Here is a 21,319-nt window from a genome sequence, read left to right as displayed (position 1 = left end):
TATCGATGACGTTCAATGCCCGACGGCGCTAGCGCCGCCGGGTGATTGTCGCGGGTACTTAAGCCAGAACGGCTTTAGCTTTCTCGACAATCGCAGCAAACGCCGCTTTTTCGTTCACTGCCAGATCGGCCAGAACCTTACGGTCGATTTCGATCGAAGCCTTTTTCAGGCCAGCAATCAGACGGCTGTAGGACAGACCGTTGTTGCGGGCACCGGCGTTGATACGAGCGATCCACAGTGCGCGGAACTGACGCTTCTTCTGGCGACGGTCGCGGTAGGCGTATTGGCCTGCCTTGATGACCGCTTGCTTGGCTACGCGGAATACGCGCGAGCGTGCACCGTAGTAACCTTTAGCCAGTTTCAGAATTTTCTTGTGACGCTTACGAGCGATGACGCCACGCTTAACACGAGCCATGAGTAACTTCCTCTATCTTAACCAGAATTAACGAACGCGCAGCATGCGCTCGACTTTTGCCACGTCAGACGGGTGCAGCAAGCTGGCACCGCGCAGTTGACGCTTACGCTTGGTCGACATTTTGGTCAGGATGTGGCTCTTGAAAGCGTGCTTGTGCTTGAAGCCCGAAGCTGTCTTCAGGAAGCGCTTCGCAGCACCGCTCTTGGTTTTCATTTTTGGCATGTTGAACTCCGCATTCGAAAAAAATTACACAATAATCATCAGGCCTGCCGTGCCCGGGAGATTACTTCTTCTTTTTGGGGGCGATGACCATCATAAGCTGGCGTCCTTCCATCTTCGGATGCTGCTCAACGGTGCCGTATTCAAGCAGGTCAGCTTCAACCCGCTTCAACAGCTCCATGCCCAGCTCCTGGTGGGCCATCTCACGACCACGGAATCTCAGAGAGATCTTGGCCTTGTCCCCATCGGTAAGGAAACGTACCAGGTTGCGTAGTTTTACCTGGTAATCCCCATCCTCCGTCCCTGGACGAAACTTGATTTCTTTGATCTGGATCTGCTTCTGGTTTTTCTTGGCTTCGTTGGCCTGCTTCTTCTTCTCGAAGAGGTGCTTGCCGTAGTCCATGACCTTGCAGACCGGTGGTACCGCGTCTGCAGAGATTTCTACCAGATCCAGCTTCGCTTCATCAGCGATACGCAGCGCTTCATCAATCGAGACGATGCCAACCTGCTCGCCGTCTGCGCCAATTAACCGAACCTCGCGGGCCGAGATATTCTCGTTGATCGGGGCCTTCGGTACAGCACGCTTATCGTTTCTCATTTCACGCTTAATAGTCATTACTCCGATTCTTGGCGACCACGCCGGGAAACCGCTTGTGTCAGAAGCTCAGCGAATTGGGCGACGGGCATGGAGCCCAGGTCTGCGCCTTCGCGAGTACGCACTGCAACGGTCTGCGTTTCGACTTCGCGATCCCCTATAACCAAAAGGTACGGGACCTTGAGCAAAGTATGCTCGCGGATTTTAAAGCCGATCTTCTCATTTCTCAAGTCCGACTTGGCACGGAAACCGCTACCGTTCAGAGATTTCTCAACCTCGAGGGCGAAATCGGCCTGTTTGTCGGTGATATTCATGATCACCGCCTGGGTCGGCGCCAGCCACGCCGGGAACACGCCAGCGTAGTGCTCGATCAGCATGCCGATGAAGCGCTCGAACGAACCGAGGATGGCACGGTGCAGCATGACCGGGCGAACACGGCTGTTGTCTTCGGCGATGTAGCTGGCGTCCAGACGCTCTGGCAGGTTCGGGTCGTACTGCAGGGTACCACACTGCCAGTTACGGCCGAGGCAGTCGCGCAGGGTAAACTCGATTTTCGGGCCGTAGAAGGCGCCCTCGCCTGGCTGGTATTCCCACTCAAGGCCCGATTCGTTCAGGGCGTCGGCCAGTGCGCTTTCGGCACGGTCCCACAGCTCTTCGGAACCAACACGCTTGGCCGGACGAGTGGACAGCTTCATGGCGATGTCGCTGAAGCCGAAGTCCTTGTAAACATCCAGGGTCAGCTTGATGAAGTCGGCGGCTTCTTTCTTCACCTGTTCTTCGGTGCAGAAGATGTGCGCGTCATCCTGTACGAAGCCACGCACACGCATGATGCCGTGCAGGGCGCCGGACGGCTCGTTACGGTGGCAGGCACCGAACTCGGCCAGGCGCAGCGGCAGGTCGCGGTAGCTTTTCAGGCCCTGGTTGAACACCTGCACGTGGCACGGGCAGTTCATCGGTTTTACCGCGTAGTCACGGCTTTCCGACGAAGTGGTGAACATGTTCTCGGCGTAGTTGGACCAGTGGCCGGAACGCTCCCAGAGAATGCGGTCGACAACCTGCGGGGTCTTGATTTCCAGGTAGCCGTTGGCGCGTTGAACCTGACGCATGTACTGCTCGAGCACCTGGTACACGGTCCAGCCGTTGGCGTGCCAGAACACCATGCCCGGGGCTTCTTCCTGCAGGTGGAACAGGTCGAGCTGCTTGCCGATCTTGCGGTGGTCGCGCTTTTCGGCTTCTTCGATGCGCTGAACGTAGGCAGCCAGCTGCTTCTTGTCGGCCCAGGCAGTGCCGTACACGCGCTGCAGCTGCTCGTTCTTGGCATCACCGCGCCAGTAGGCACCGGACAGCTTGGTCAGCTTGAATGCCTTGAGGAAGCGGGTGTTCGGCACGTGCGGGCCGCGGCACATGTCGACGTATTCTTCGTGGTAGTACAGGCCCATGGCCTGCTCATCCGGCATGTCTTCGACCAGGCGCAGCTTGTAGTCTTCGCCACGGGCCTTGAACACGTCGATGACTTCGGCGCGCGGGGTCACTTTCTTGACCACGTCGTAGTCTTTCTCGATCAGCTCCATCATGCGCTTTTCGATGGCGGCCATGTCTTCAGGGGTGAAGGGGCGCTCGTAGGCGATGTCGTAATAGAAGCCTTCGTCGATAACCGGGCCGATCACCATCTTGGCGGTCGGGTACAGCTGCTTCACGGCGTGGCCGACCAGGTGGGCGCACGAGTGACGGATGATCTCCAGTCCCTCTTCATCTTTAGGGGTGATGATCTGCAGGGTGGCGTCGTGACTGATCAGGTCGCAAGCATCGACCAGTTTGCCGTCGACCTTGCCGGCGACGGTGGCCTTGGCCAGGCCGGCGCCGATGGAAGCGGCAACGTCGGCTACGGATACGGCGTGATCAAACGAACGTTGACTGCCATCGGGAAGAGTAATAGTGGGCATGGCGCCTCCTCTCCTAGTGGTGACCCCTACCAAAGGTCACGTGGGTTGGGATGAGCCAGTACAAGATCCGGCCTGCCTTCCTTCATAAGGAAGCCTGCCTCACAGTGGCAGAAGCCTTTCGGCTTGCAAGGGACGAACCAGAGTGACTGGAAAGAAAAAAGATAGCTGCAGCCGGCACAGGCGCGACCACAAGCCGAGCATGCTAGCACGCGGGTTGTACCCCAGGCAGAAATATTTGGAAATTGAACCGCAGCGGTGAACTAACGCGGAAAAATACCGCTCAGACTTTGGGAAGCAACCTACTCTTGATGAGACCTTAACCCAAGGAGTAACTGGTTATGCGAGTTCCGTCTCTTCTGGCCCTGGCGGCCGCTGGCGCCCTGCTGCTGCCCGTGGCTGCGAACGCCGGCAACTTCCCAGCCGGGAAGGAGGCCGCCTACACCGCCCAGTGCACGCAAGTGGCCGGCAGCCAGGGCGTTGACGCTGCCACCGCGAAAAAGCACTGCGACTGCGGCGCACAAGCGATCAAAAAGAATTTCACCGACGCCGAGATTGCCGACCTGGACAGCAAGGATGGCGTTGACGCCAAGCTGATGCAGAAGGCCCAGACCGTGGTGCAACAGGCCTGCGCACCGAAGCGCTGAAACCTTAAAGGTGGTGGTGGCTGACCATTATTTTGCGCTGGATCAACATCCGGTGAAGGTAAAAGGCGCTACTTCCGCAGAATTAGACTATGATGTCATCTGTGCCAGACAGCTCAGGCGTCTAGGCACTTCGAAAAATTTCAAGTTTCTGGAGATTCATCCCATGTCCAATCGCCAAACCGGCACCGTCAAATGGTTCAATGATGAGAAAGGCTTCGGCTTCATCACCCCACAAGGCGGCGGCGACGACCTGTTCGTTCACTTCAAGGCCATCGAATCCGACGGCTTCAAGAGCCTGAAAGAAGGTCAGCAAGTTTCCTTCGTCGCCGAGCGCGGTCAGAAGGGCATGCAGGCTGCTCAGGTTCGTCCGGAGTAATTCGGAAGCTGTGAAAAAACCCGCCCTTGTGGCGGGTTTTTTTATGGGCGCTTACCAGGCGGTATACGCTGCTCTTTGCGGCCCTTTCGCGGCACGAGGCCGCTCCTACAGGGACCGCATGGGCCTTTGGAGCTGCATCAACCGCAGTTGACGCGGGTTACCTTGCCTTGCTCGTCCACGTTCAGGTTCAGGCGGTCGGAGCGGTATTCCAGGGTTACTACATCGTGCGGTTTGAGGATGCGTGCTGTCTGCGAGCCACTGGCCTTGCGCGCCTGCTCCAGCAGCTCGGCGCTGCCTGGTTTGCCAATGGCAAAATCGGCGCCGCTGGCTTCGCAGCGGCCATCGTTGCCAGCCGATGCGGCCGGCGCATCGCCACCAGCGTTGCCACCTGTGCTGCAACCAGCCAGGACAGCAGCCACCGCCAGGGTTGCCAGGTAAGCACGGGTACGGAACATGAAGCCTCCTAAATGGGTCCGGGAACTGTCTGTTCCGACAGCTCCGCTCAGTATTCGTTGCAAAACCGGTCAAGTCTGCCTGAACTCTAGCACCGAGGCGAAAAGCAATCGTGACCGGATTTTGCACAACCCCCTGCGTTTGCCATATGCTTAGCGCGCACGGTCACTGGCGCAAAGCCATGATTTGCTGCAAGAAGTGGAGCGCATCCCGCCTCCATCGAGCACCAGGGTCAGGTGTTCCCCCTTCGTTCCGGGCCCCAGCGAGAGCTTTTCATGAGTACCCACAGCATCGATGCCGACATCAAGGTCAAATGGGCCGAGGGCCAGAGCGCGTACAGCCCTGGCACACCGGAAGAATTGCTGTTGATCGCCATCGACCTGTTGGTACGGGACAACGGCGCCGAGGCGGCACGCAGCTTCATCGACCAGGTGTTCGAGCGCTACGCGCCGCACGCGGCTATTCCAATCGCGCCAGACGTGCGCTGAGCAGGTCGAACAGCCCCTGGGCATCGCCCTCCTCCACCCACAGCACATTCGCCGGCTGCTTGAGTACGCCGTACCAGTCGGCAATGGTCTGGCCGAAGGTCGGGCCTTCGCGGCTGTCGATGCTCATATGGATGCGTCGGCCGCTGAACAGCTCGGGCTTCAACAGGTAGGCAATGACGCTGGCGTCATGCACCGGGCCGCCGGGCATGCCGTACAGGTCCATGTCGTGGGTGATGTAGGCATTGAGCATATCGACCACGCGCTTGCTGGCCTGATTGTTCACGGCTGCCAATTGTTTCAGGCGGGCGTCGCTGGTCAGCAGCTTGTGGGTGACGTCCAGCGGCAGGTAGATGAGTGGTACACCGCTGGCCAGCACCACTTCGGCGGCGTGCGGGTCTGCGTAGAGGTTGAATTCCGCTGCCGGGGTGATGTTGCCGCCATTGAAGTGGGCGCCGCCCATGACCACCACCTCCTTGATGCCCTGGGCGATGTCCGGGCGCTGGATCAACGCCAGGGCCAGATTGGTCTGCGGGCCGAGCATGGCGACGGTGATGCTGTGCGGTTTGGCTGCGCCGAGGGTATCGACCAGGTATTGCACGGCATTACCCTGGGCCAGGGCCGCTTTCGGCTCGTGCACCTGCACACCGGTAAGGCCTTCTTCGCCATGAACGTCGGCGGCGTAGATCGGCGCGCGCACCAGTGGGCGGCCGGCGCCGGCGTACACCGGGATGTCTTCGCGCCCCGCCCATTCGCGGGCCAGGCGGGCGTTGCGCGAGGTTTTATCCAGGCGCACGTTGCCGGCCACGGTGGTGATGGCACGGATATTGAGCTCGTCAGGCGAGGCCATGGCCAGGAACAGCGCGACCACGTCGTCGGCGCCGGGGTCGGTGTCTATGATCAAGTCGATGGGGGCCGCCTGGAGGGTGGTGGCTGTGGCCATGAAAGCGATTCCTTGTAGCAGGGGTTTGAGCATAGGGCACTCCTTGTTGCCAGAACACAGGACACAAACACACCGCAGCCCCCTGTAGGAGCGGCCTTGTGCCGCGATGGGGCGCGAAGCGGCCCCGGAAAGTTTTGCTGCGAAGCTGAAAATCTGGGGCCGCTTCGCGCCCCATCGCGACGCAAGGCCGCTCCTACAAAAAGCGCGGTGGCTGTCAGAAAGTCACGCCGGAGATGAGGGCGATGTTGCTGTAAGGCTGGCATTCACCGGTACGCACCACCGCGCGAGCACTGCGCGACAGCACCTTGAAATCTTCATGGCTCAGCCATTCGCGCTTGCCCAGCTTGCCCTTGAGTCGCTCGATCTCGACCAGCGCAGGCGGCACTACTTTCTGCATTTCTTCAGCCAGCACATGGCGTTCTACCTGCAACTCGCTCAGCACTACCCGCAACACGCTGGCGAAATCCGGCAGACCGGGCGTGATGGCAAGGTCGATCATTTCCACGCCCGGCGGCACCGGCAGCCCGGCATCGCCGATCACCAGGATATCGCCATGCCCCATGCCGGCAATGACCCGCGACAAGGCAACGTTCAGCAATGGGGTTTTCTTCATGGTGTCAGCTCCGCCAAGTAGGGAATGGACGGCTGGGCACCGGCACGGGTAACCGACAAGGCGGCGGCACGCTGGCCAAAGGCAATGGCCTCGCCCTCCTCCAACCCCCGCACCAGGCCGGCAGCAAAGCCACCAATGAAGGTATCGCCAGCAGCGGTGGTGTCCAGCGGTTGCACCACAAGCGCCGGATAGTGCTGATGGCCCTGCGCAGTAATCAGCAAGGCCCCTTGGGCCCCCAGGGTGATGATCACTTTACCCGCCCCCAGCTGTAGCAAGCGCTCGCCAGCACGCCGGGCACTGTCTTGGTCGGTGACTGCCACCCCGGTCAGGGCTTCGGCCTCGCTTTCGTTAGGCGTGAGGTAATCGATGCGCGCAAACCAGTCCGCCGGCAAGGGGCCGGTGGCCGGCGCCGGGTTCAGGATCACCTGTTTGCCCAGTTCACGCGCCCTCGTCAGGGTCCAGGCCACGGTGTCGGCCGGCACTTCCAGCTGGCAGATGACCACCTCGGCAGCCTGTAACAAGGCATCGAAGCGCTGTACCGACTGCGGCGTCAGCAGGCCGTTGCCGCCAGGAATGATGACGATGCAGTTCTGGCTGGCAGCATCCACGGTAATCAGTGCCACACCGCTGGACACCCCTGGGCAGGTGCTGACGCCCTGGCAATCGATGCCCTCGACATACAGGGCCCGATGCAGTTGCCGGCCATAGTCATCGTCACCCACATTGCCGATCATTGCCACGCTGCCGCCGAGCCGCGCCACCGCCACCGCCTGGTTGGCGCCTTTGCCGCCCGGTACGGTGAAAAAGCTTTCGCCGGGGAGTGTTTCGCCGGCCCGGGGCAGGCGCTGGGCGCGGGCCACCAGGTCCATATTGAGGCTGCCGACCACCACAACCTTGGCATTCATGACGTTTCCTTAGCGTTAGCGGTAATCGTTGAACAAGTCCGGGCGCGGCCCGGTGGACTCACGCAGCACGATGCGCGGGGCAACAATGCGTTGCTCCGCCGCGCCTTGTCGGGGTGTTCCTATACGTGTCAGCAACAGTGAGGCGGCGCTCTCGCCCAGCTCGCGAATCGACTGGCCCACGGTGGTCAACGGCGGATACACGTAGCGGCTCAGCTCGATGTCGTCGAAGCCGATCACCGACAGCTCGCCGGGCACGCTGATATTGCGTTCGGCCGCAGCGCGCAGCACGCCGAAACCGATCATGTCGTTGCCGGCAAAAATCGCCGTGGGCCGCTTGCCCTCCAGCACCTGCGCTGCTGCGGCATGCCCACCCGGGCTGGTGAAGTCGCAGTGCAGCACACGGCTGCCCAGCACCGGCACGCCGACCTCGGCCATGGCACGGCGGAAGCCGTTCAGGCGCAGCTGGGTAACCCCGGTTTCGGCGGGGCCACCAATATAGGCGACATCGCGGTGGCCAAGCTCCAGCAGATGCTGGGTGGCCAGGTAGGCGCCTTGCTCGTGGTCGATGCGCACCAGGTCGGCATCGACGCCTTCCAGTTCACGGTCGACGATAACCATCGGCGTGCGTACGCAGGCCAGGCTTTGCAGCAGGTCGCTGTCCTGGCCCACCGAGGCCACCACCAGGCCATCGATACGCTTTTCCAGCAGCACGCGCAGGTAACTGCGCTGCTTCTGTGGGTTGTCATCGGAGTTGCACAAAATCACACAGTAGCCGTTGCGCTCACAGGCGTCTTCAATGCCCCGCGCCAGCTCGGCGAAGTACGGGTTGACGCTGTTGGGCACCAGCAGGCCGATGGTGGCCGTGCTGCGCGCCTTTAGTGAGCGCGCCACCGCGCTGGGCACGTAGTCCAGCTCGATAATGGCGGCTTCAACCTTCTGCCGCACGTGTTCGCTCACCGGTCGGGTCTTGTTCAGTACATGGGACACGGTCGTGTAGGAAATGCCCGCCAGTGCCGCGACGTCTTTGATGGTTGCCATATTGTCAGTTCCGCCGGGCTGCACGCCGGCTGCGGTAAGTGTCGAGCACCACGGCGATGACGATCACCGCCCCGGTGATGATGCGTTTGGTCGGCTCGCTGGCGCCAATCTGAGCCAGCCCGGCGGCCAGTACGGAGATGATCAATACGCCAAAGAAGGTGCTGATGACCGAGCCACGCCCACCCATCAGGCTGGTACCGCCGATCACCACGGCGGCGATCACCTGCAGCTCCAGGCCGGAGCCGGCATTGGGGTCGGCCGCCTCCAGGCGCGATATCTGGAACAGCGCAGCCAAGCCTGCCAGCAGCCCCATCAGGGCAAATACCAGCACTTTGTACGGGCGCGGGTCGATACCTGCCAGGCGCACGGCCTCTTCGTTGGTACCAATGCCGATCAGGTAGCGGCCGAACACCGTGCGGGTCAGCACCAGATGGGCCAGTACGATCACCAGCAAGGCAATGATGAACGCTGGCGAAATACCAAAGGCAACCGGGTTGGAAAACCACGCATAGGCATCGCCGATATAGGCGGTGCGCGAGTCGGTGAACTGGTAGGCCAGGCCGCGGGCCATTTCCAGCACGCCAAGCGAGACGATGAACGACGGAATACGCCAGGCCACCGTAACGCCGCCGGTAATGCTGCCGGCCAGTGCGGCCACGGCCATGCCCAGCAGCGCCGACGGCAGCGCGTCCCAGCCCCAGCCGAGGATGGCCACACTCACGGCAGAAGCCGCCAGGGCCAGCACCGAGCCCACCGACAGGTCGATGCCGCCGATGATCAGGACAAAGGTCATGCCCACCGCCAGCACCATCAGGTCGGGGATCTGGTTGGCCAAGGTACTGAAGGTGTTGTAGGACCAGAAGTGGCTGCTGAGGAACGAGAACAACACAATCATCGCCAGCAAGGCGCCAGCCAGGCCCAGGTAGGTGCCCAGGCCAAAGTAGGTGCCACTGCGGCGCACAGGGGCGGCGCGTTGGCTATCGAGCGGGGTGGTTTTCATGCGTCCATCCTGGGGGCTGCATCGTGCAGCAGTGCGTCACGTTTCTGATAACCGGCAAAGGCTGCGGCCAGCAGCTGGTCCTGGCTCCAATGATCACGCTCGAAGGTGTCGATCAGGCGACCGGCCGACAGCACGGCGATGCGGTCGCAGATCAGCATCAGCTCGCGCAGGTCGCTGGACACCACCACCAGCGCCTTGCCCTGGCGCGCCAGTTCGGCCAGCAGGCCATAGATGTCGAACTTGGCACCCACGTCGATGCCTCGGGTGGGCTCGTCGAACAGCAGCACCTGGCAGTCGCGCTCCAGCCAGCGGCCAATCACCACCTTCTGCTGGTTGCCGCCAGACAGCTCGCCCACAACCTGGTGGGCGCCGGCACTGCGAATGCGCATGGCCTGGATCTGGCGCTCGGCCAAGGCCTGCTCTGCCTGGCCGTCAAGCACGCCAGCGCGTGACACCGCGCCCAGGTTGCCCAAGGCGATGTTGGCGCTGATCGACTGCGTCAGCAGCAGGCCCTCGCCTTTGCGGTCTTCGGTAATCAGCGCGATACCCGCCTTTACGGCCGCCTTGGGCGAGTCGATGGTGACGGTTTGTAGGGGTTGGCCGAGCGCGATGCTGCCACTGTCGGCACGGTCGGCGCCGTAGATCAGCCGCAACAGCTCGGTACGGCCGGCACCAATCAGGCCGGAAATGCCGAAGATCTCCCCTGCCCTGACCTCAAACGACACCTCGCGCACCTTGTCAGCACGGCTGAGCTTGTCGACCTTGAGCAACGGCGCGCCGATCTGCCGGCGGCCCAGGTCGATATGTTCGCCCAGCTCGCGGCCGACCATCAGGTTGACCAGTTCGGCGCTGCTGTAGCGCTGGATCGGCTCGTCGCACACCAGCTTGCCGTCGCGCAGCACGACGATGCGCTGTGCAACACGCTGCAGTTCTTCCAGGCGGTGGGAAATGTAGACGATGGCCACGCCACGCTGGCGCAGGCGCTCGATCTGGGTGAACAGCAGCTCCACCTCGCGCGCGGTGAGCATCGCGGTGGGCTCATCGAGGATCAGCACATGGCAGTCGCCGATCAGGTTGCGGGCAATCTCGACCATCTGCTGATGGCCAATGCCCAGTTCGCCCACCGGGGTATCCGGGTCGATGGCATCGAGCCCGACCTGCGCCATGGCGGCGGTGGCCAGCTGGCGCAGGCGCTTGTGGCTGATCCAGCCGAAACGGCTGGGCAGGTTGTCGAGAAACAGGTTTTCCGCCACGGTCAGCGTCGGCAGCAGGTTCAGCTCCTGCATCACCATGCGCACCCCAAGGCGCTCGGCCTCGCTGCGGCTGCCGGGCGCGTAGGCTTGGCCGCGGTAGGTCATGTGCCCGGTGGTGGGCACCTCCAGGCCGCTGATGAGCTTGGACAACGTACTCTTGCCCGCGCCGTTCTCGCCGGTCAGGGCCAGCACTTCGCCGGCCCGCAGGTTCAGGCTGACCTCGCCGAGCACGGGCTGGGCGTAGGTCTTGCCCAGGCCGCTGGCGGCGAGCACCACTTCGTTGGCCGATGCAGGCATGGCCGTTTCTCCTGGCAGCGTCAGGGCTTCTTGGTGATGAGTTCGACCGGGGTCTGGATGACGTTGTCGGCATCCACATCAGGTTTCTCGCCCTTGACCATTTTCAGCGCAGCCTGGATGCCGTACACCGCCTGCTGGCTGGCGGCCTGATCGAGGGTGGCAAGCACGCGACCATCGGCAAGCATCGGCTTGATGGCGTTGATGTTGTCATAGCCCACCACTTGCACCTGGCCGGTCTTGCCGGCGGCGCGCACGGCAGATACGGCGCCCAGCGCCATGCTGTCGTTGCCGGCCAGCAAGGCTTTCAGCTCGGGGTATTCGTTGAGCATGGCGGCGGCGACGGCGTTGCCTTTGTCGATTTCCCAATTGCCGCTTTGTACCGAGACGATTTTCATCTGCGCGGCATCCATGGCGTCCTTGAAGCCGGCGGTGCGCTGCTGGGCGTTGGTGGTGGTCGGCACCCCTTCGATGATGCCCACCTGGTCGCCGGCCTTGAGCTTCTCGTTGGCCAGGTAGTCACCGACCAGGCGCGCGCCTTTGCGGTTGTCAGGGCCAACGAACGGCACGCTGATGTTTTTGCTCTTCAGCAGATCAGGGTCCAGGCGGTTGTCGATGTTGATCACCACCACGCCCTGGTCCATGGCCTTCTTCACCACCGACACCAGCGCCTTGGAATCAGCCGGGGCAATCACCAGCGCCTTGGCGCCGGCATTGATCATCTGCTCGACGATGCGAATCTGTTCGCCAGTGTCGGTCTCGTTCTTGATGCCGTTGGCGACCAGGTTGAATTCGTTGGCGTGGGTTTTCTGGTAGTCCTTGGCGCCGTCTTCCATGGTGCGGAAGAATTCGTTGGCCAGTGACTTCATCACCAGGGCGACCTTGGGCTTGTCTTCTGCGTGGGCGGCAGACAATGGCAGGGCGAGGGAAAGGGAGGAAACGACAGCGAGGGCCAGCAGACGACCGGGGAACGGCAGTTTCATGGACGATGACTCCGAATCTTGTGTTTTTTATCGGATCGCAAACGTTTGCGTTGACTAACTATGGAAACAGGACTGCTGTTTGTCAAATCCGTTTGGCTGTCGGAGGCCAAGCACTGCTGTGGCCGATTATGCAGATTTTTCCGGAAAACCGAACACCTTTTCCTATGCTTGTTCGGAATTGCGAATGGAACACTGCCCCTTGTAGGAGCGGCCTTGTGCCGTGAAGGGTCGCAAAGCGGCCCGGGCGATGCGTGCTGTAACGCCGAAATCCGGGGCCGCTGCGCGCCCCTTTCGCGACACTAGGCCGCTCCCACAAAAAGCCGTCCACGCAAGCTGGTATGAAACATGCCTGTAGCCCTGCGCGACTCAATAACTATCTCACTAGGAAGAGAGAGAACAATAACGATGAATGCCGCACTTAAAACCTTCGCCCCCAGCGCACTCGCCCTGCTGCTGATCCTGCCAACCACCGCCTCTGCCAAAGAAGCCGAAAACCAGCAGAAGCTGGCCAACGTGGTCATCCTCGCCACTGGCGGTACCATTGCCGGCGCCGGTGCCAGCGCGGCCAACAGCGCCACCTACCAGGCTGCCAAGCTGGGCATCGACAAGCTGATTGCCGGCGTGCCGGAACTGGCCGACATAGCCAACGTACGCGGCGAGCAAGTGATGCAGATCGCCTCTGAAAGCATCACCAACGAGGACTTGCTCAAGCTCGGCAAGCGGGTTGCCGAACTGGCCGAGAGCAAGGACGTCGACGGCATCGTCATTACCCACGGCACCGACACCCTCGAAGAAACCGCCTACTTCCTCAACCTGGTGGAAAAGACCGACAAGCCAATCGTGGTGGTCGGCTCGATGCGCCCGGGCACCGCCATGTCTGCCGACGGCATGCTCAACCTGTACAACGCCGTGGCCGTGGCCGGCGACAAGCAGTCGCGCGGCAAGGGCGTACTGGTGACCATGAACGACGAGATCCAGTCGGGCCGTGACGTGAGCAAGTCGGTCAACATCAAGACCGAAGCCTTCAAAAGCGCCTGGGGCCCGATGGGCATGGTGGTGGAAGGCAAATCCTACTGGTTCCGCCTGCCGGCCAAGCGCCACACGGTCAATTCCGAGTTCGACATCAAGCAGATCAGCAGCCTGCCACAGGTGGACATTGCCTATGGCTATGGCAACGTGACCGACACCGCCTACAAGGCACTGGCGCAGAACGGTGCCAAGGCGCTGATCCACGCCGGTACCGGTAACGGTTCGGTGTCGTCGCGGGTGGTGCCGGCGTTGCAGGAACTGCGCAAGAACGGCGTGCAGATCATCCGCTCGTCGCACGTCAACCAGGGTGGTTTCGTGCTGCGCAACGCCGAACAGCCGGATGACAAGAACGACTGGGTCGTGGCCCACGACCTGAACCCGCAGAAGGCGCGGATTCTGGCGATGGTCGCCATGACCAAGACCCAGGACAGCAAAGAGCTGCAGCGAATTTTCTGGGAGTACTGAGTACCTCGCAGCCATCCCCTGTAGGAGCGGCCTTGCGCCGCGAATGGGCTGCGTAGCGGCCCCAGGATTTGAGCTTCGCCGCAGAAATCGCCGGGGCTGCTGCGCAGCCCTTTCGCGGCACAAGGCCGCTCCTGCAAGACCAGAAGAACGTTATGGCGCGATGCGCTTCAGGTCATTCAACAACCCCATCAGCTGCTGTAGCTTCTCCTCACCAAACTGCGCCTGAATCTTCTGGTAGTTGGCCTCCATGCCTTCCTTCATCGAGGCAAAGCACGCCTCCCCGCCTTCGGTCAGGCTGACGAACACCCGTCGCTGGTCCTGCACGGCCTTCTGCCGCCGCACCAGCCCGTCTCGCTCCAGGCGCCCCAGTACCCCGGTCATGCTCGGCTTGAGGATGCAGGCCAGCTCCGCCAACTGGTAATTCTCCAGCTCGCCGTGCTGCTTGAGGATGCGGATTACCCGCCATTGCTGCTCGGTCAGGTCGTGCTGGTTCAACAGCGGCCTGAAAAATGCCATCGCGGCTTCTCGGGCCTGCAACAGGCTTAGCGTGAGCGAAGGTTGCGTCTTGGTCATGGTCAAACCTGTGGCTTTTTCTCAATTCACGAATTTAAGGGCATGCACGATGGAAAGTGCAATCTGTTCCACGGAAAACCCATTCAAGCCCGGCGCGCGGGCTGCGACCATCCGCTGTAAACAACAACAGCACCCGGGTGAGCCGCCATGGCCATTTCACTGCAATTCTGCCTGCCGCTGGCGGTACTCCCCGGGTGTGAGCTTGGCGTAGCGGTTGAAGAAGCGGCTGAAATAGGCCGGGTCCTTGAAGCCGAGCTGGTAACAGATTTCGTTGGCCGTGCTGCCGGAAAACAACAGCAAACGCTTGGCCTCCTGCATCAGCCGTTCCAGCACCAGGCGCTTGGATGGCAAGTCGGCGATGCGCCGGCACACATCGTTCAGCCGTGCCTCGGTCACGCCAATCTGCTGCGCGTAGCGGGCCAGCGGCCAATGCTCAAGGTAATGCGCTTCGATCAGGGCATTGAAACGGTGGAAGATCTTCAGGTCTTCATGCCGCGCCGGGGTCGATTCCAGCGAGTTGGGGCACAGCCGCAGCAGGCTGATCATGATCAGGCGGGTCAGCGACTGCAACGCCGCCTCGCGACCCGGTTGCTGCGTGGCAAACTCGTCACTCAACGCGTCCAGCCAGCCTTGCAGGCGCTGCGCCTCGGCCTTGTATTCAGCCGGCAGGTTGCCCAGCGCCACACAGGCTGGCTGCACCTGCACGCCCGCCGGCAGCAGGCTGGCATCGGCTTCGATCAATTGCCACACCAGTTGCTGGCGCACCGTCAGCACATGCCCGTCGCTGTCAGCTTCGGTGACGAACGCGTGCGCCACCGTGGGTGGCGTGAGGAAGAACATCGGCCCGGCCTCGATGTACTGCTGGTCATCCAGATACACCCGGACTGTGCCCGACTTCACGTAATGCACCTGGAAAAACCGGTCATGCCGGTGCACCGGCATGTTGCGCCCGAAAAAGCCCGCCAGGTTGCCCAGCCGGTCGTAATGCACCTCGCTGTCGCTGTAGCGCTGGTCGTAGACCTGGCCAATATTGATGTTCGGTATCGGATGCCGGTCGCTCATGGCTGCTTGCTCGCAAATCGCTTGACCCTGTTGACGATGGCCCATGGTGCCTTGCCTTGCCGGCAGGCGCCACTGGCCACCCCTTGACCATCGTTAACATATTAACTATAACATTAACACATTAACGAAATCCGCAGGACGGCCACCGCCCTGCACTGCCAGGAGAAGAGCATGAGCCATGCCCTGCATGACGTTGCCAGCGGCACCCTGTTCGGCGTCGCGCTGAACTACCAGGGTTTGCTGCAGCAGCACCAAGCGGCGTTCGTGGAAGCACCGTACAAGCAACTGCCGGTCAAGCCGGTGTTGTTCGTCAAGACCCCGAACACCCGCAACCAGCATGAAGGCCAGGTGGTATTCCCGGCCGGCGTGCAGCGCGTGCAACCCGGCCCGGCGCTGGGAGTGGTGATTGGCAAGGACGCCAGCCGCGTCAGCGTGGCCGATGCCTTGGAGCATGTGGCGGGCTACACCATCGTCAACGAAGTGAGCCTGCCCGAAGACAGCTACTACCGCCCGGCAGTCAAGGCCAAGTGCCGTGATGGTTTTTGCCCGGTCGGCCCTGAACTGGTACCCGCCAGCCAAGTGGCCAACCCCGATGCCCTGGGCCTGCGCCTGTATGTGAACGGCGAACTGCGCCAGCACAACAACACCGCCAACTGCGTACGCACGGTGGCGCAGCTGATTGCCGAAATCAGCGAGTTCATGACCCTGCACGCCGGCGACATCCTGATCACCGGAACCCCCGAGGGCCGCGTCGATGTACAGCCAGGTGACCGCGTCGACATCGAGATCGACGGCCTGGGCAAGCTGACCAACCACATCGTCGCCGAGTGAGGAATTACCTGTGAAACACGCCCGTATCCAGTTCGACGGCCAGGCCCACGATGTCACGGTCGAAGACGATCACCTGCGCCTTGCCGACGGCCGCCTGGTCCATCAGGACCAGGTCACCTGGCTGCCACCCGCCACCGGCAGCATGTTCGCCCTGGGCCTGAACTACGCCGACCACGCCAAGGAGCTGGCCTTCGCGCCGCCCACCGAACCACTGGCCTTCATCAAGTCGCCGGGCACCTACACCGGCCACAACCAGGTCACCTGGCGCCCGGACAATGTCGAATACATGCACTACGAGTGCGAGCTGGTGGCGGTGATCGGCAAAGCGGCGAAAAACGTCAAGCGCGAGGACGCCCTGGCCTACGTTGCCGGCTACACCGTGTGTAACGACTACGCCATCCGCGACTACCTGGAAAACTACTACCGCCCCAACCTGCGGGTGAAAAACCGCGACGCCACCACCCCGGTCGGCCCATGGATCGTCGATGCGGCCGATGTGCCGGACGTCAGCAACCTGAAGCTGCGCACCTGGATCAACGGTGAGCTGAAGCAGGAAGGCACCACGGCGGACATGATCTTCGACATCCCGCACCTCATCGAATATTTCTCCAGCTTCATGACCCTGCAACCGGGCGACATGATCGCCACCGGTACGCCAGAAGGCCTGGCCGATGTGGTGCCGGGCGATGAAGTGGTGGTGGAAGTGGAAGGCGTCGGTCGCCTGGTCAACCGTATCGTCAGCGAAGCTGACTTCTTCAAGAACAACAAGGCATGAGCAGCATGATCAAGCACTGGATCAACGGCCGTGAGGTCGAGAGCAAAGACACCCTCATCAACTACAACCCGGCCACCGGCGACGCCATCTGTGAAGTCGCCAGCGGTGGCGCCGAGGAAGTGGCCCAGGCGGTGGCTGCGGCCAAGGAAGCCTTCCCCAAGTGGGCCAACACCCCGGCCAAGGAACGTGCCCGGCTGATGCGCAAGCTGGGTGAGCTGATCGAGCAGAACGTGCCGAAACTGGCCGAGCTGGAAACCCTCGACACCGGCCTGCCGATCCACCAGACCAAGAACGTGCTGATCCCGCGTGCCTCGCACAACTTCGACTTCTTCGCCGAAGTGTGCACGCGCATGGATGGCCACACCTACCCGGTCGACGACCAGATGCTCAACTACACCCTGTACCAGCCGGTGGGTGTGTGCGGCCTGGTAAGCCCATGGAACGTGCCGTTCATGACCGCCACCTGGAAGACCGCGCCATGCCTGGCGCTGGGCAACACCGCCGTGCTGAAGATGAGCGAACTGTCGCCGCTGACCGCCAACGAACTGGGCCGCCTGGCGGTTGAAGCTGGCATCCCCAACGGCGTGCTGAACGTGATCCAGGGTTACGGCGCTACTGCCGGCGATGCACTGGTCCGCCACCCCGATGTGCGCGCCATTTCCTTCACCGGCGGTACCGCCACCGGCAAGAAGATCATGCAGACGGCCGGCCTTAAAAAGTACTCGATGGAACTGGGCGGCAAGTCGCCGGTGCTGATCTTCGAGGACGCCGACCTGGAACGTGCGCTGGACGCCGCGCTGTTCACCATCTTCTCGCTGAACGGCGAACGCTGCACCGCCGGCAGCCGCATCTTCATCCAGGAAAGCGTGTACCCGCAGTTTGTCGCCGAGTTTGCGGCGCGCGCCAAGCGCCTGATCGTAGGTGACCCGACCGACCCGAAAACCCAGGTCGGTTCGATGATCACCCAGCAGCACTATGACAAGGTCACCGGGTACATCCGCATTGGCATCGAAGAAGGTGCACGCCTGGTCGCCGGGGGCCTGGAGCGCCCGGCCAACCTGCCTGCGCACCTGGCCAAAGGGCAGTTCATCCAGCCCACCGTGTTCGCCGACGTGAACAACAAGATGCGCATTGCCCAGGAAGAAATCTTCGGCCCGGTGGTGTGCCTGATCCCGTTCAAGGACGAAGCCGAGGCGCTGCAACTGGCCAACGACACCGAGTACGGCCTGGCCTCGTACATCTGGACCCAGGACATCGGCAAAGCCCATCGCCTGGCCCGCGGCATCGAGGCCGGTATGGTGTTCATCAACAGCCAGAACGTACGCGACCTGCGCCAGCCGTTCGGCGGCGTGAAAGGTTCGGGTACCGGGCGTGAAGGTGGGCAGTACAGCTTCGAGGTCTTTGCAGAGATCAAGAACGTGTGTATTTCCATGGGTAACCACCACATTCCTCGCTGGGGCATTTAACCCTCTGTGCGGTTTACACCGTCCCTGTAGGAGCGGCCTTGTGCCGCGATGGGGCGCGCAGCGGCCCCTGGATTTCAGCCTCGCCGCAGATATCGCCGGGGCCGCTGTGCGCCCCATCGCGGCACAAGGCCGCTCCTACAAGGGACCGGGTCAGCCCCAAAACAACAACAGCGTCTTATCGGAGACCCCCATGGGCAAACTCGCTCTCACTGCCAAGATTACCCATGTACCGTCCATGTACATGTCCGAACTGCCAGGCCCGCGCCAGGGCTTTCGCCAGGCGGCCATCGACGGGCATCACGAAATCAGCCGCCGTTGCCGTGAGCTGGGCGTGGACACCATCGTCGTGTTCGACACGCACTGGCTGGTCAACGCCAACTACCACGTGCTGTGCGGGCCGCATTTCGAGGGCGTGTACACCAGCAACGAGCTGCCGCACTTCATCAGCAACATGCCCTACGCATTCCCCGGTAACCCCGAGCTGGGCAAGCTGCTGGCCGAAGAGTGCAACCGCTTCAACGTCGAAACCATGGCCCACCACGCCACAACCCTCGCCCCGGAATACGGCACCCTGGTGCCCATGCGCTACATGAACCAGGACCAGCACTTCAAGGTGGTCTCGGTCTCGGCACTGTGCACCTCGCACTACCTGGCCGACAGTGCCCGCCTGGGCTGGGCCATGCGCAAGGCAGTAGAAGACCACTACGACGGCACCGTGGCGTTCCTGGCCAGCGGCTCGCTGTCGCACCGCTTCGCGCAGAACGGCCAGGCGCCGGACTTTGCCACCAAGGTGTGGAGCCCGTTCCTCGAAACCCTCGACCACCGTGTGGTGCAAATGTGGCAGGACGGCGAGTGGGAAGCGTTCTGCGGGATGCTGCCGGAGTACGCCGCCAAAGGCCACGGTGAAGGCTTCATGCACGACACGGCAATGCTGCTGGGTGCGCTGGGCTGGTCCGATTACGACGGCAAGGCCGAAGTGGTCACGCCCTACTTCGGCTCTTCCGGCACCGGCCAGATCAACGCGATCTTCCCGGTCACCCCGCAGGACGGTGGTGCCATCCCCGCTGCCCAGGCCGCCAAACCGGCCGCCGTGGTGCCCACCAGCCGCCTGTAACCCACCCGTTCGCGGCTGGTCGCCCTGGCGGGTGGCCAGCCGCCCCTCACCGAGGAGGCCCCCATGCCACACCTGGTTCTGCTTTACACCCCCGACCTGGAAACCGACGCCGACATCCCCGGCCTGTGCCGCGCCCTGGCCGACACCATGCTCGAACAGCGCGATGCCGAAGGCAAAGCCGTGTTCCCCACTGGCGGTACCCGCGTGCTGGCCTACCCCGCCGCCCATTGCGCGGTGGCCGATGGCAAAGGCGAATACGGCTTCTTGTACGCCAACCTGCGCATGGCTAGCGGCCGTAGCGCCGAGGTGCACAAAACAGTGGGCGACAGCTTGCTGGCAGTGTTGAAAGCGCGCCTGGACCCACTGCTGCAACAGCGCCCGATCGGCATCACCGTGCAGATCGACCACAGCACCGCCCAGGTCTACGACGCCAAGCACAGCACCTTGCACCCACTGTTCAACCGCTAGCGCGCCGGCTCAAACCACGCCCTCCCCGACTCATTACAGAACAAGTACAAAAACATGAGCACACTCGAACAAGCCTCGCCGCGCGAGGCAAACGCTGAACGGGCCGACAGTACCCATCGGGCAGTCACCTGGCGGCTGATGCCGCTGCTGCTGGTGTGCTACCTGTTCGCCCACCTGGACCGCATCAACATCGGCTTCGCCAAGATGCAGATGAGCCAGGACCTGCACTTGTCCGACACGGTCTATGGCCTGGGTGCCGGGCTGTTCTTCATTGCCTATGCGCTGTTCGGCGTCCCCAGCAACCTGATGCTCGACCGCGTTGGCCCACGCCGCTGGATCGCCTGCCTGATGGTGGTGTGGGGGCTGTTGTCGACCAGCATGCTGCTGATCGAAAGCAGCAGCGCGTTCTACCTGTTGCGCTTTGCCCTGGGCGCGGCCGAGGCCGGGTTCTTCCCGGGCATTCTGGTTTACCTCAACCGCTGGTACCCGGCCGGGCGCCGCGCCCAGGTCACCGCGCTGTTCGCCATTGCCGTGCCGTTGGCGGGAGTGGTCGGCGGGCCAGTGTCCGGGGCCATCCTGGCCTTCATGCACGACACGGGCGGGCTGCGTGGCTGGCAGTGGATGTTCCTGCTCGAAGGGGCGCCGGTGGTGTTGCTGGGCCTGGTGGTACTGGCCGTTTTGCCGGAGCACTTCGAGCGGGTGAGCTGGCTGAATGAGCAGCAGAAAGCCACGCTGCGCGCGCAATTCGGTGAGGAAGAACAGCGCAAGTCCGTAACCTCGTTCGGCGCCATTTTCGCCAGCCGTGCGCTGTGGCTGCTGGTGGCGGTTTATTGCGCGGTGATGCTGGCGGTGAACACCCTGGCGTTCTGGATGCCCAGCCTGATTCACAGTGCCGGTGTGGCCAGCGACGCCAGTGTCGGCCTGCTCAGCGCTGTGCCGTACGTGGCCGGCTGCGTGTTCATGCTGGCGTGCGGGCGCTCCAGCGACCGCCAACGCGAACGCCGCTGGCACCTGTGCGTACCGCTGCTGATGGCTGCCATCGGCATCGCCATTGCGGCCATTGCCCCCGAGCAGGCGCTGCCGGTAATGGCCGGCCTGGTGCTGGCCGGCATGGGCGCCAGCGCTGCGCTGCCGATGTTCTGGCAACTGCCGCCGGCGTTCCTCAACGCACGTACCCAGGCCGCCGGCATTGCCCTGATCAGCTCGCTGGGCAGCATCGCCTCGTTCTTCACGCCCTACTTCATCGGCTGGGTGCGCGACACCACCCATAGCGCCAGCCTGGCCCTGTACGTACTCGCCGTCTTCATCGCCCTGGGCGGCCTGCTGGTGCTGCGCACCCAGGCTGCCATCGTCAACCCTTGAATCAAGAGACCGCCC

At 62.4% G+C, this 21,319-nt stretch carries 24 protein-coding genes; 10 read left to right on the top strand and 14 right to left on the bottom strand.

The annotated features are described in order from the left end of the window. Positions 1-58 precede the first annotated feature (58 nt). The 4 genes from rplT to thrS form a co-directional block, all read right to left on the bottom strand. On the bottom strand, positions 59-415 hold the full coding sequence (gene rplT, locus SB756_RS02790) for a 50S ribosomal protein L20 (protein WP_009394046.1): 357 nt from the start codon (positions 413-415) through the stop codon (positions 59-61). A gap of 27 nt (positions 416-442) precedes the next feature. Further along, on the bottom strand, positions 443-637 hold the full coding sequence (gene rpmI / locus SB756_RS02785; protein ID WP_003250667.1) for a 50S ribosomal protein L35: 195 nt from the start codon (positions 635-637) through the stop codon (positions 443-445). A gap of 61 nt (positions 638-698) precedes the next feature. Further along, on the bottom strand, positions 699-1,250 hold the full coding sequence (infC, locus tag SB756_RS02780; protein ID WP_016499016.1) for a translation initiation factor IF-3: 552 nt from the start codon (positions 1,248-1,250) through the stop codon (positions 699-701). Then, positions 1,250-3,172, bottom strand: coding sequence for a threonine--tRNA ligase (gene thrS / locus SB756_RS02775; protein ID WP_016499015.1), 1,923 nt, complete (start codon positions 3,170-3,172; stop codon positions 1,250-1,252). The genes infC and thrS overlap by 1 nt, the downstream gene beginning before the upstream one ends. A gap of 338 nt (positions 3,173-3,510) precedes the next feature. Between thrS and SB756_RS02770 the strand changes: the two genes are divergently transcribed. Then, the gene (locus tag SB756_RS02770) at positions 3,511-3,816 is read left to right on the top strand and encodes a hypothetical protein (protein ID WP_016499014.1); all 306 of its coding nucleotides are present in this window, start codon (positions 3,511-3,513) and stop codon (positions 3,814-3,816) included. 163 nt (positions 3,817-3,979) lie between these two features. Next, positions 3,980-4,192 (top strand): cold-shock protein, encoded by a 213-nt coding sequence (locus SB756_RS02765; protein WP_016499013.1) that lies wholly within the window; start codon positions 3,980-3,982, stop codon positions 4,190-4,192. 137 nt (positions 4,193-4,329) lie between these two features. Here SB756_RS02765 and SB756_RS02760 read toward each other — a convergent pair whose 3' ends face one another. After that, positions 4,330-4,647 (bottom strand): I78 family peptidase inhibitor, encoded by a 318-nt coding sequence (locus SB756_RS02760; protein WP_043199732.1) that lies wholly within the window; start codon positions 4,645-4,647, stop codon positions 4,330-4,332. A gap of 273 nt (positions 4,648-4,920) precedes the next feature. On the opposite strand from SB756_RS02760, the gene SB756_RS02755 reads away from it, so the two are divergent. Beyond that, positions 4,921-5,133 (top strand): hypothetical protein, encoded by a 213-nt coding sequence (locus tag SB756_RS02755; protein WP_016499011.1) that lies wholly within the window; start codon positions 4,921-4,923, stop codon positions 5,131-5,133. Here SB756_RS02755 and SB756_RS02750 read toward each other — a convergent pair. The 7 genes from SB756_RS02750 to SB756_RS02720 form a co-directional block, all read right to left on the bottom strand. Then, complete coding sequence (locus SB756_RS02750) at positions 5,105-6,106, bottom strand: nucleoside hydrolase (protein ID WP_410910119.1); 1,002 nt, start codon at positions 6,104-6,106, stop codon at positions 5,105-5,107. The genes SB756_RS02755 and SB756_RS02750 overlap by 29 nt on opposite strands. Positions 6,107-6,287: 181 nt before the next feature. Then, complete coding sequence (rbsD, locus tag SB756_RS02745) at positions 6,288-6,686, bottom strand: D-ribose pyranase (RefSeq protein ID WP_043199736.1); 399 nt, start codon at positions 6,684-6,686, stop codon at positions 6,288-6,290. After that, on the bottom strand, positions 6,683-7,591 hold the full coding sequence (gene rbsK / locus SB756_RS02740) for a ribokinase (RefSeq protein WP_410910118.1): 909 nt from the start codon (positions 7,589-7,591) through the stop codon (positions 6,683-6,685). Before rbsK ends, rbsD begins: the two co-directional genes overlap by 4 nt. A gap of 15 nt (positions 7,592-7,606) precedes the next feature. After that, the gene (locus SB756_RS02735; protein WP_043199738.1) at positions 7,607-8,629 is read right to left on the bottom strand and encodes a LacI family DNA-binding transcriptional regulator; all 1,023 of its coding nucleotides are present in this window, start codon (positions 8,627-8,629) and stop codon (positions 7,607-7,609) included. A gap of 4 nt (positions 8,630-8,633) precedes the next feature. Continuing rightward, the gene (locus SB756_RS02730; protein ID WP_341796086.1) at positions 8,634-9,629 is read right to left on the bottom strand and encodes an ABC transporter permease; all 996 of its coding nucleotides are present in this window, start codon (positions 9,627-9,629) and stop codon (positions 8,634-8,636) included. After that, the gene (locus SB756_RS02725; protein WP_410910117.1) at positions 9,626-11,179 is read right to left on the bottom strand and encodes a sugar ABC transporter ATP-binding protein; all 1,554 of its coding nucleotides are present in this window, start codon (positions 11,177-11,179) and stop codon (positions 9,626-9,628) included. Before SB756_RS02725 ends, SB756_RS02730 begins: the two co-directional genes overlap by 4 nt. Before the next feature lie 20 nt (positions 11,180-11,199). Beyond that, positions 11,200-12,159 (bottom strand): sugar ABC transporter substrate-binding protein, encoded by a 960-nt coding sequence (locus SB756_RS02720; protein WP_341796088.1) that lies wholly within the window; start codon positions 12,157-12,159, stop codon positions 11,200-11,202. 405 nt (positions 12,160-12,564) lie between these two features. Here SB756_RS02720 and SB756_RS02715 point away from each other — a divergent pair, with 405 nt between their 5' ends. Beyond that, positions 12,565-13,653, top strand: a complete 1,089-nt coding sequence (locus tag SB756_RS02715) for an asparaginase (protein ID WP_016499003.1) — start codon at positions 12,565-12,567, stop codon at positions 13,651-13,653. Positions 13,654-13,803: 150 nt separating this feature from the next. Here the strand turns inward: SB756_RS02715 and hpaR are convergent, their stop codons facing one another. Both hpaR and hpaA read right to left on the bottom strand, forming a co-directional pair. After that, the gene (hpaR, locus tag SB756_RS02710; protein WP_341796089.1) at positions 13,804-14,226 is read right to left on the bottom strand and encodes a homoprotocatechuate degradation operon regulator HpaR; all 423 of its coding nucleotides are present in this window, start codon (positions 14,224-14,226) and stop codon (positions 13,804-13,806) included. Between the two features lie 156 nt (positions 14,227-14,382). Next, on the bottom strand, positions 14,383-15,288 hold the full coding sequence (gene hpaA / locus SB756_RS02705; protein ID WP_197899401.1) for a 4-hydroxyphenylacetate catabolism regulatory protein HpaA: 906 nt from the start codon (positions 15,286-15,288) through the stop codon (positions 14,383-14,385). A 171-nt stretch (positions 15,289-15,459) separates the two neighbouring features. Here hpaA and SB756_RS02700 point away from each other — a divergent pair, with 171 nt between their 5' ends. The 6 genes from SB756_RS02700 (at position 15,460) to SB756_RS02675 (ending at position 21,304) form a co-directional block, all read left to right on the top strand. Continuing rightward, a complete protein-coding gene (locus SB756_RS02700) occupies positions 15,460-16,119 on the top strand; it encodes a fumarylacetoacetate hydrolase family protein (protein ID WP_084967395.1) in 660 nt (219 codons plus the stop codon). A gap of 10 nt (positions 16,120-16,129) precedes the next feature. Then, positions 16,130-16,894: a fumarylacetoacetate hydrolase family protein gene (locus SB756_RS02695; protein WP_341796090.1), complete on the top strand. Its 765-nt coding sequence runs from the start codon at positions 16,130-16,132 to the stop codon at positions 16,892-16,894. A 5-nt stretch (positions 16,895-16,899) separates the two neighbouring features. Continuing rightward, a complete protein-coding gene (hpaE, locus tag SB756_RS02690) occupies positions 16,900-18,360 on the top strand; it encodes a 5-carboxymethyl-2-hydroxymuconate semialdehyde dehydrogenase (RefSeq protein ID WP_341798905.1) in 1,461 nt (486 codons plus the stop codon). A gap of 190 nt (positions 18,361-18,550) precedes the next feature. Next, positions 18,551-19,474, top strand: a complete 924-nt coding sequence (hpaD, locus tag SB756_RS02685; RefSeq protein ID WP_410910116.1) for a 3,4-dihydroxyphenylacetate 2,3-dioxygenase — start codon at positions 18,551-18,553, stop codon at positions 19,472-19,474. A gap of 63 nt (positions 19,475-19,537) precedes the next feature. After that, positions 19,538-19,942, top strand: coding sequence for a 5-carboxymethyl-2-hydroxymuconate isomerase (locus tag SB756_RS02680; RefSeq protein WP_341796091.1), 405 nt, complete (start codon positions 19,538-19,540; stop codon positions 19,940-19,942). 54 nt (positions 19,943-19,996) lie between these two features. Further along, positions 19,997-21,304, top strand: a complete 1,308-nt coding sequence (locus SB756_RS02675) for an MFS transporter (protein WP_341796092.1) — start codon at positions 19,997-19,999, stop codon at positions 21,302-21,304. Positions 21,305-21,319 lie beyond the last annotated feature (15 nt).

The sequence above is a fragment of the Pseudomonas sp. SIMBA_068 genome (assembly GCF_046534705.1).
In the GTDB taxonomy this organism is placed as follows: Bacteria; Pseudomonadota; Gammaproteobacteria; order Pseudomonadales; family Pseudomonadaceae; genus Aquipseudomonas; species Aquipseudomonas putida.
The sequence above is the reverse complement of the archived record's forward strand: the minus strand, read 5'-3'. Positions and strand labels throughout refer to the sequence as shown.

Coding starts and splice junctions, on each gene's coding strand:
- rbsD (WP_043199736.1), bottom strand. CDS start 6,686: ATGAAGAAAACCCCATTGCTGAACGTTGCCTTGTCGCGGGTCATTGCC.
- hpaR (WP_341796089.1), bottom strand. CDS start 14,226: ATGACCAAGACGCAACCTTCGCTCACGCTAAGCCTGTTGCAGGCCCGA.
- SB756_RS02720 (WP_341796088.1), bottom strand. CDS start 12,159: ATGAAACTGCCGTTCCCCGGTCGTCTGCTGGCCCTCGCTGTCGTTTCC.
- SB756_RS02755 (WP_016499011.1), top strand. CDS start 4,921: ATGAGTACCCACAGCATCGATGCCGACATCAAGGTCAAATGGGCCGAG.
- hpaD (WP_410910116.1), top strand. CDS start 18,551: ATGGGCAAACTCGCTCTCACTGCCAAGATTACCCATGTACCGTCCATG.
- SB756_RS02700 (WP_084967395.1), top strand. CDS start 15,460: ATGAGCCATGCCCTGCATGACGTTGCCAGCGGCACCCTGTTCGGCGTC.
- rbsK (WP_410910118.1), bottom strand. CDS start 7,591: ATGAATGCCAAGGTTGTGGTGGTCGGCAGCCTCAATATGGACCTGGTG.
- hpaA (WP_197899401.1), bottom strand. CDS start 15,288: ATGAGCGACCGGCATCCGATACCGAACATCAATATTGGCCAGGTCTAC.
- SB756_RS02725 (WP_410910117.1), bottom strand. CDS start 11,179: ATGCCTGCATCGGCCAACGAAGTGGTGCTCGCCGCCAGCGGCCTGGGC.
- thrS (WP_016499015.1), bottom strand. CDS start 3,172: ATGCCCACTATTACTCTTCCCGATGGCAGTCAACGTTCGTTTGATCAC.
- SB756_RS02680 (WP_341796091.1), top strand. CDS start 19,538: ATGCCACACCTGGTTCTGCTTTACACCCCCGACCTGGAAACCGACGCC.
- rplT (WP_009394046.1), bottom strand. CDS start 415: ATGGCTCGTGTTAAGCGTGGCGTCATCGCTCGTAAGCGTCACAAGAAA.
- hpaE (WP_341798905.1), top strand. CDS start 16,900: ATGATCAAGCACTGGATCAACGGCCGTGAGGTCGAGAGCAAAGACACC.
- SB756_RS02715 (WP_016499003.1), top strand. CDS start 12,565: ATGAATGCCGCACTTAAAACCTTCGCCCCCAGCGCACTCGCCCTGCTG.
- SB756_RS02760 (WP_043199732.1), bottom strand. CDS start 4,647: ATGTTCCGTACCCGTGCTTACCTGGCAACCCTGGCGGTGGCTGCTGTC.
- infC (WP_016499016.1), bottom strand. CDS start 1,250: ATGACTATTAAGCGTGAAATGAGAAACGATAAGCGTGCTGTACCGAAG.
- SB756_RS02730 (WP_341796086.1), bottom strand. CDS start 9,629: ATGAAAACCACCCCGCTCGATAGCCAACGCGCCGCCCCTGTGCGCCGC.
- rpmI (WP_003250667.1), bottom strand. CDS start 637: ATGCCAAAAATGAAAACCAAGAGCGGTGCTGCGAAGCGCTTCCTGAAG.
- SB756_RS02750 (WP_410910119.1), bottom strand. CDS start 6,106: ATGCTCAAACCCCTGCTACAAGGAATCGCTTTCATGGCCACAGCCACC.
- SB756_RS02735 (WP_043199738.1), bottom strand. CDS start 8,629: ATGGCAACCATCAAAGACGTCGCGGCACTGGCGGGCATTTCCTACACG.
- SB756_RS02770 (WP_016499014.1), top strand. CDS start 3,511: ATGCGAGTTCCGTCTCTTCTGGCCCTGGCGGCCGCTGGCGCCCTGCTG.
- SB756_RS02675 (WP_341796092.1), top strand. CDS start 19,997: ATGAGCACACTCGAACAAGCCTCGCCGCGCGAGGCAAACGCTGAACGG.
- SB756_RS02765 (WP_016499013.1), top strand. CDS start 3,980: ATGTCCAATCGCCAAACCGGCACCGTCAAATGGTTCAATGATGAGAAA.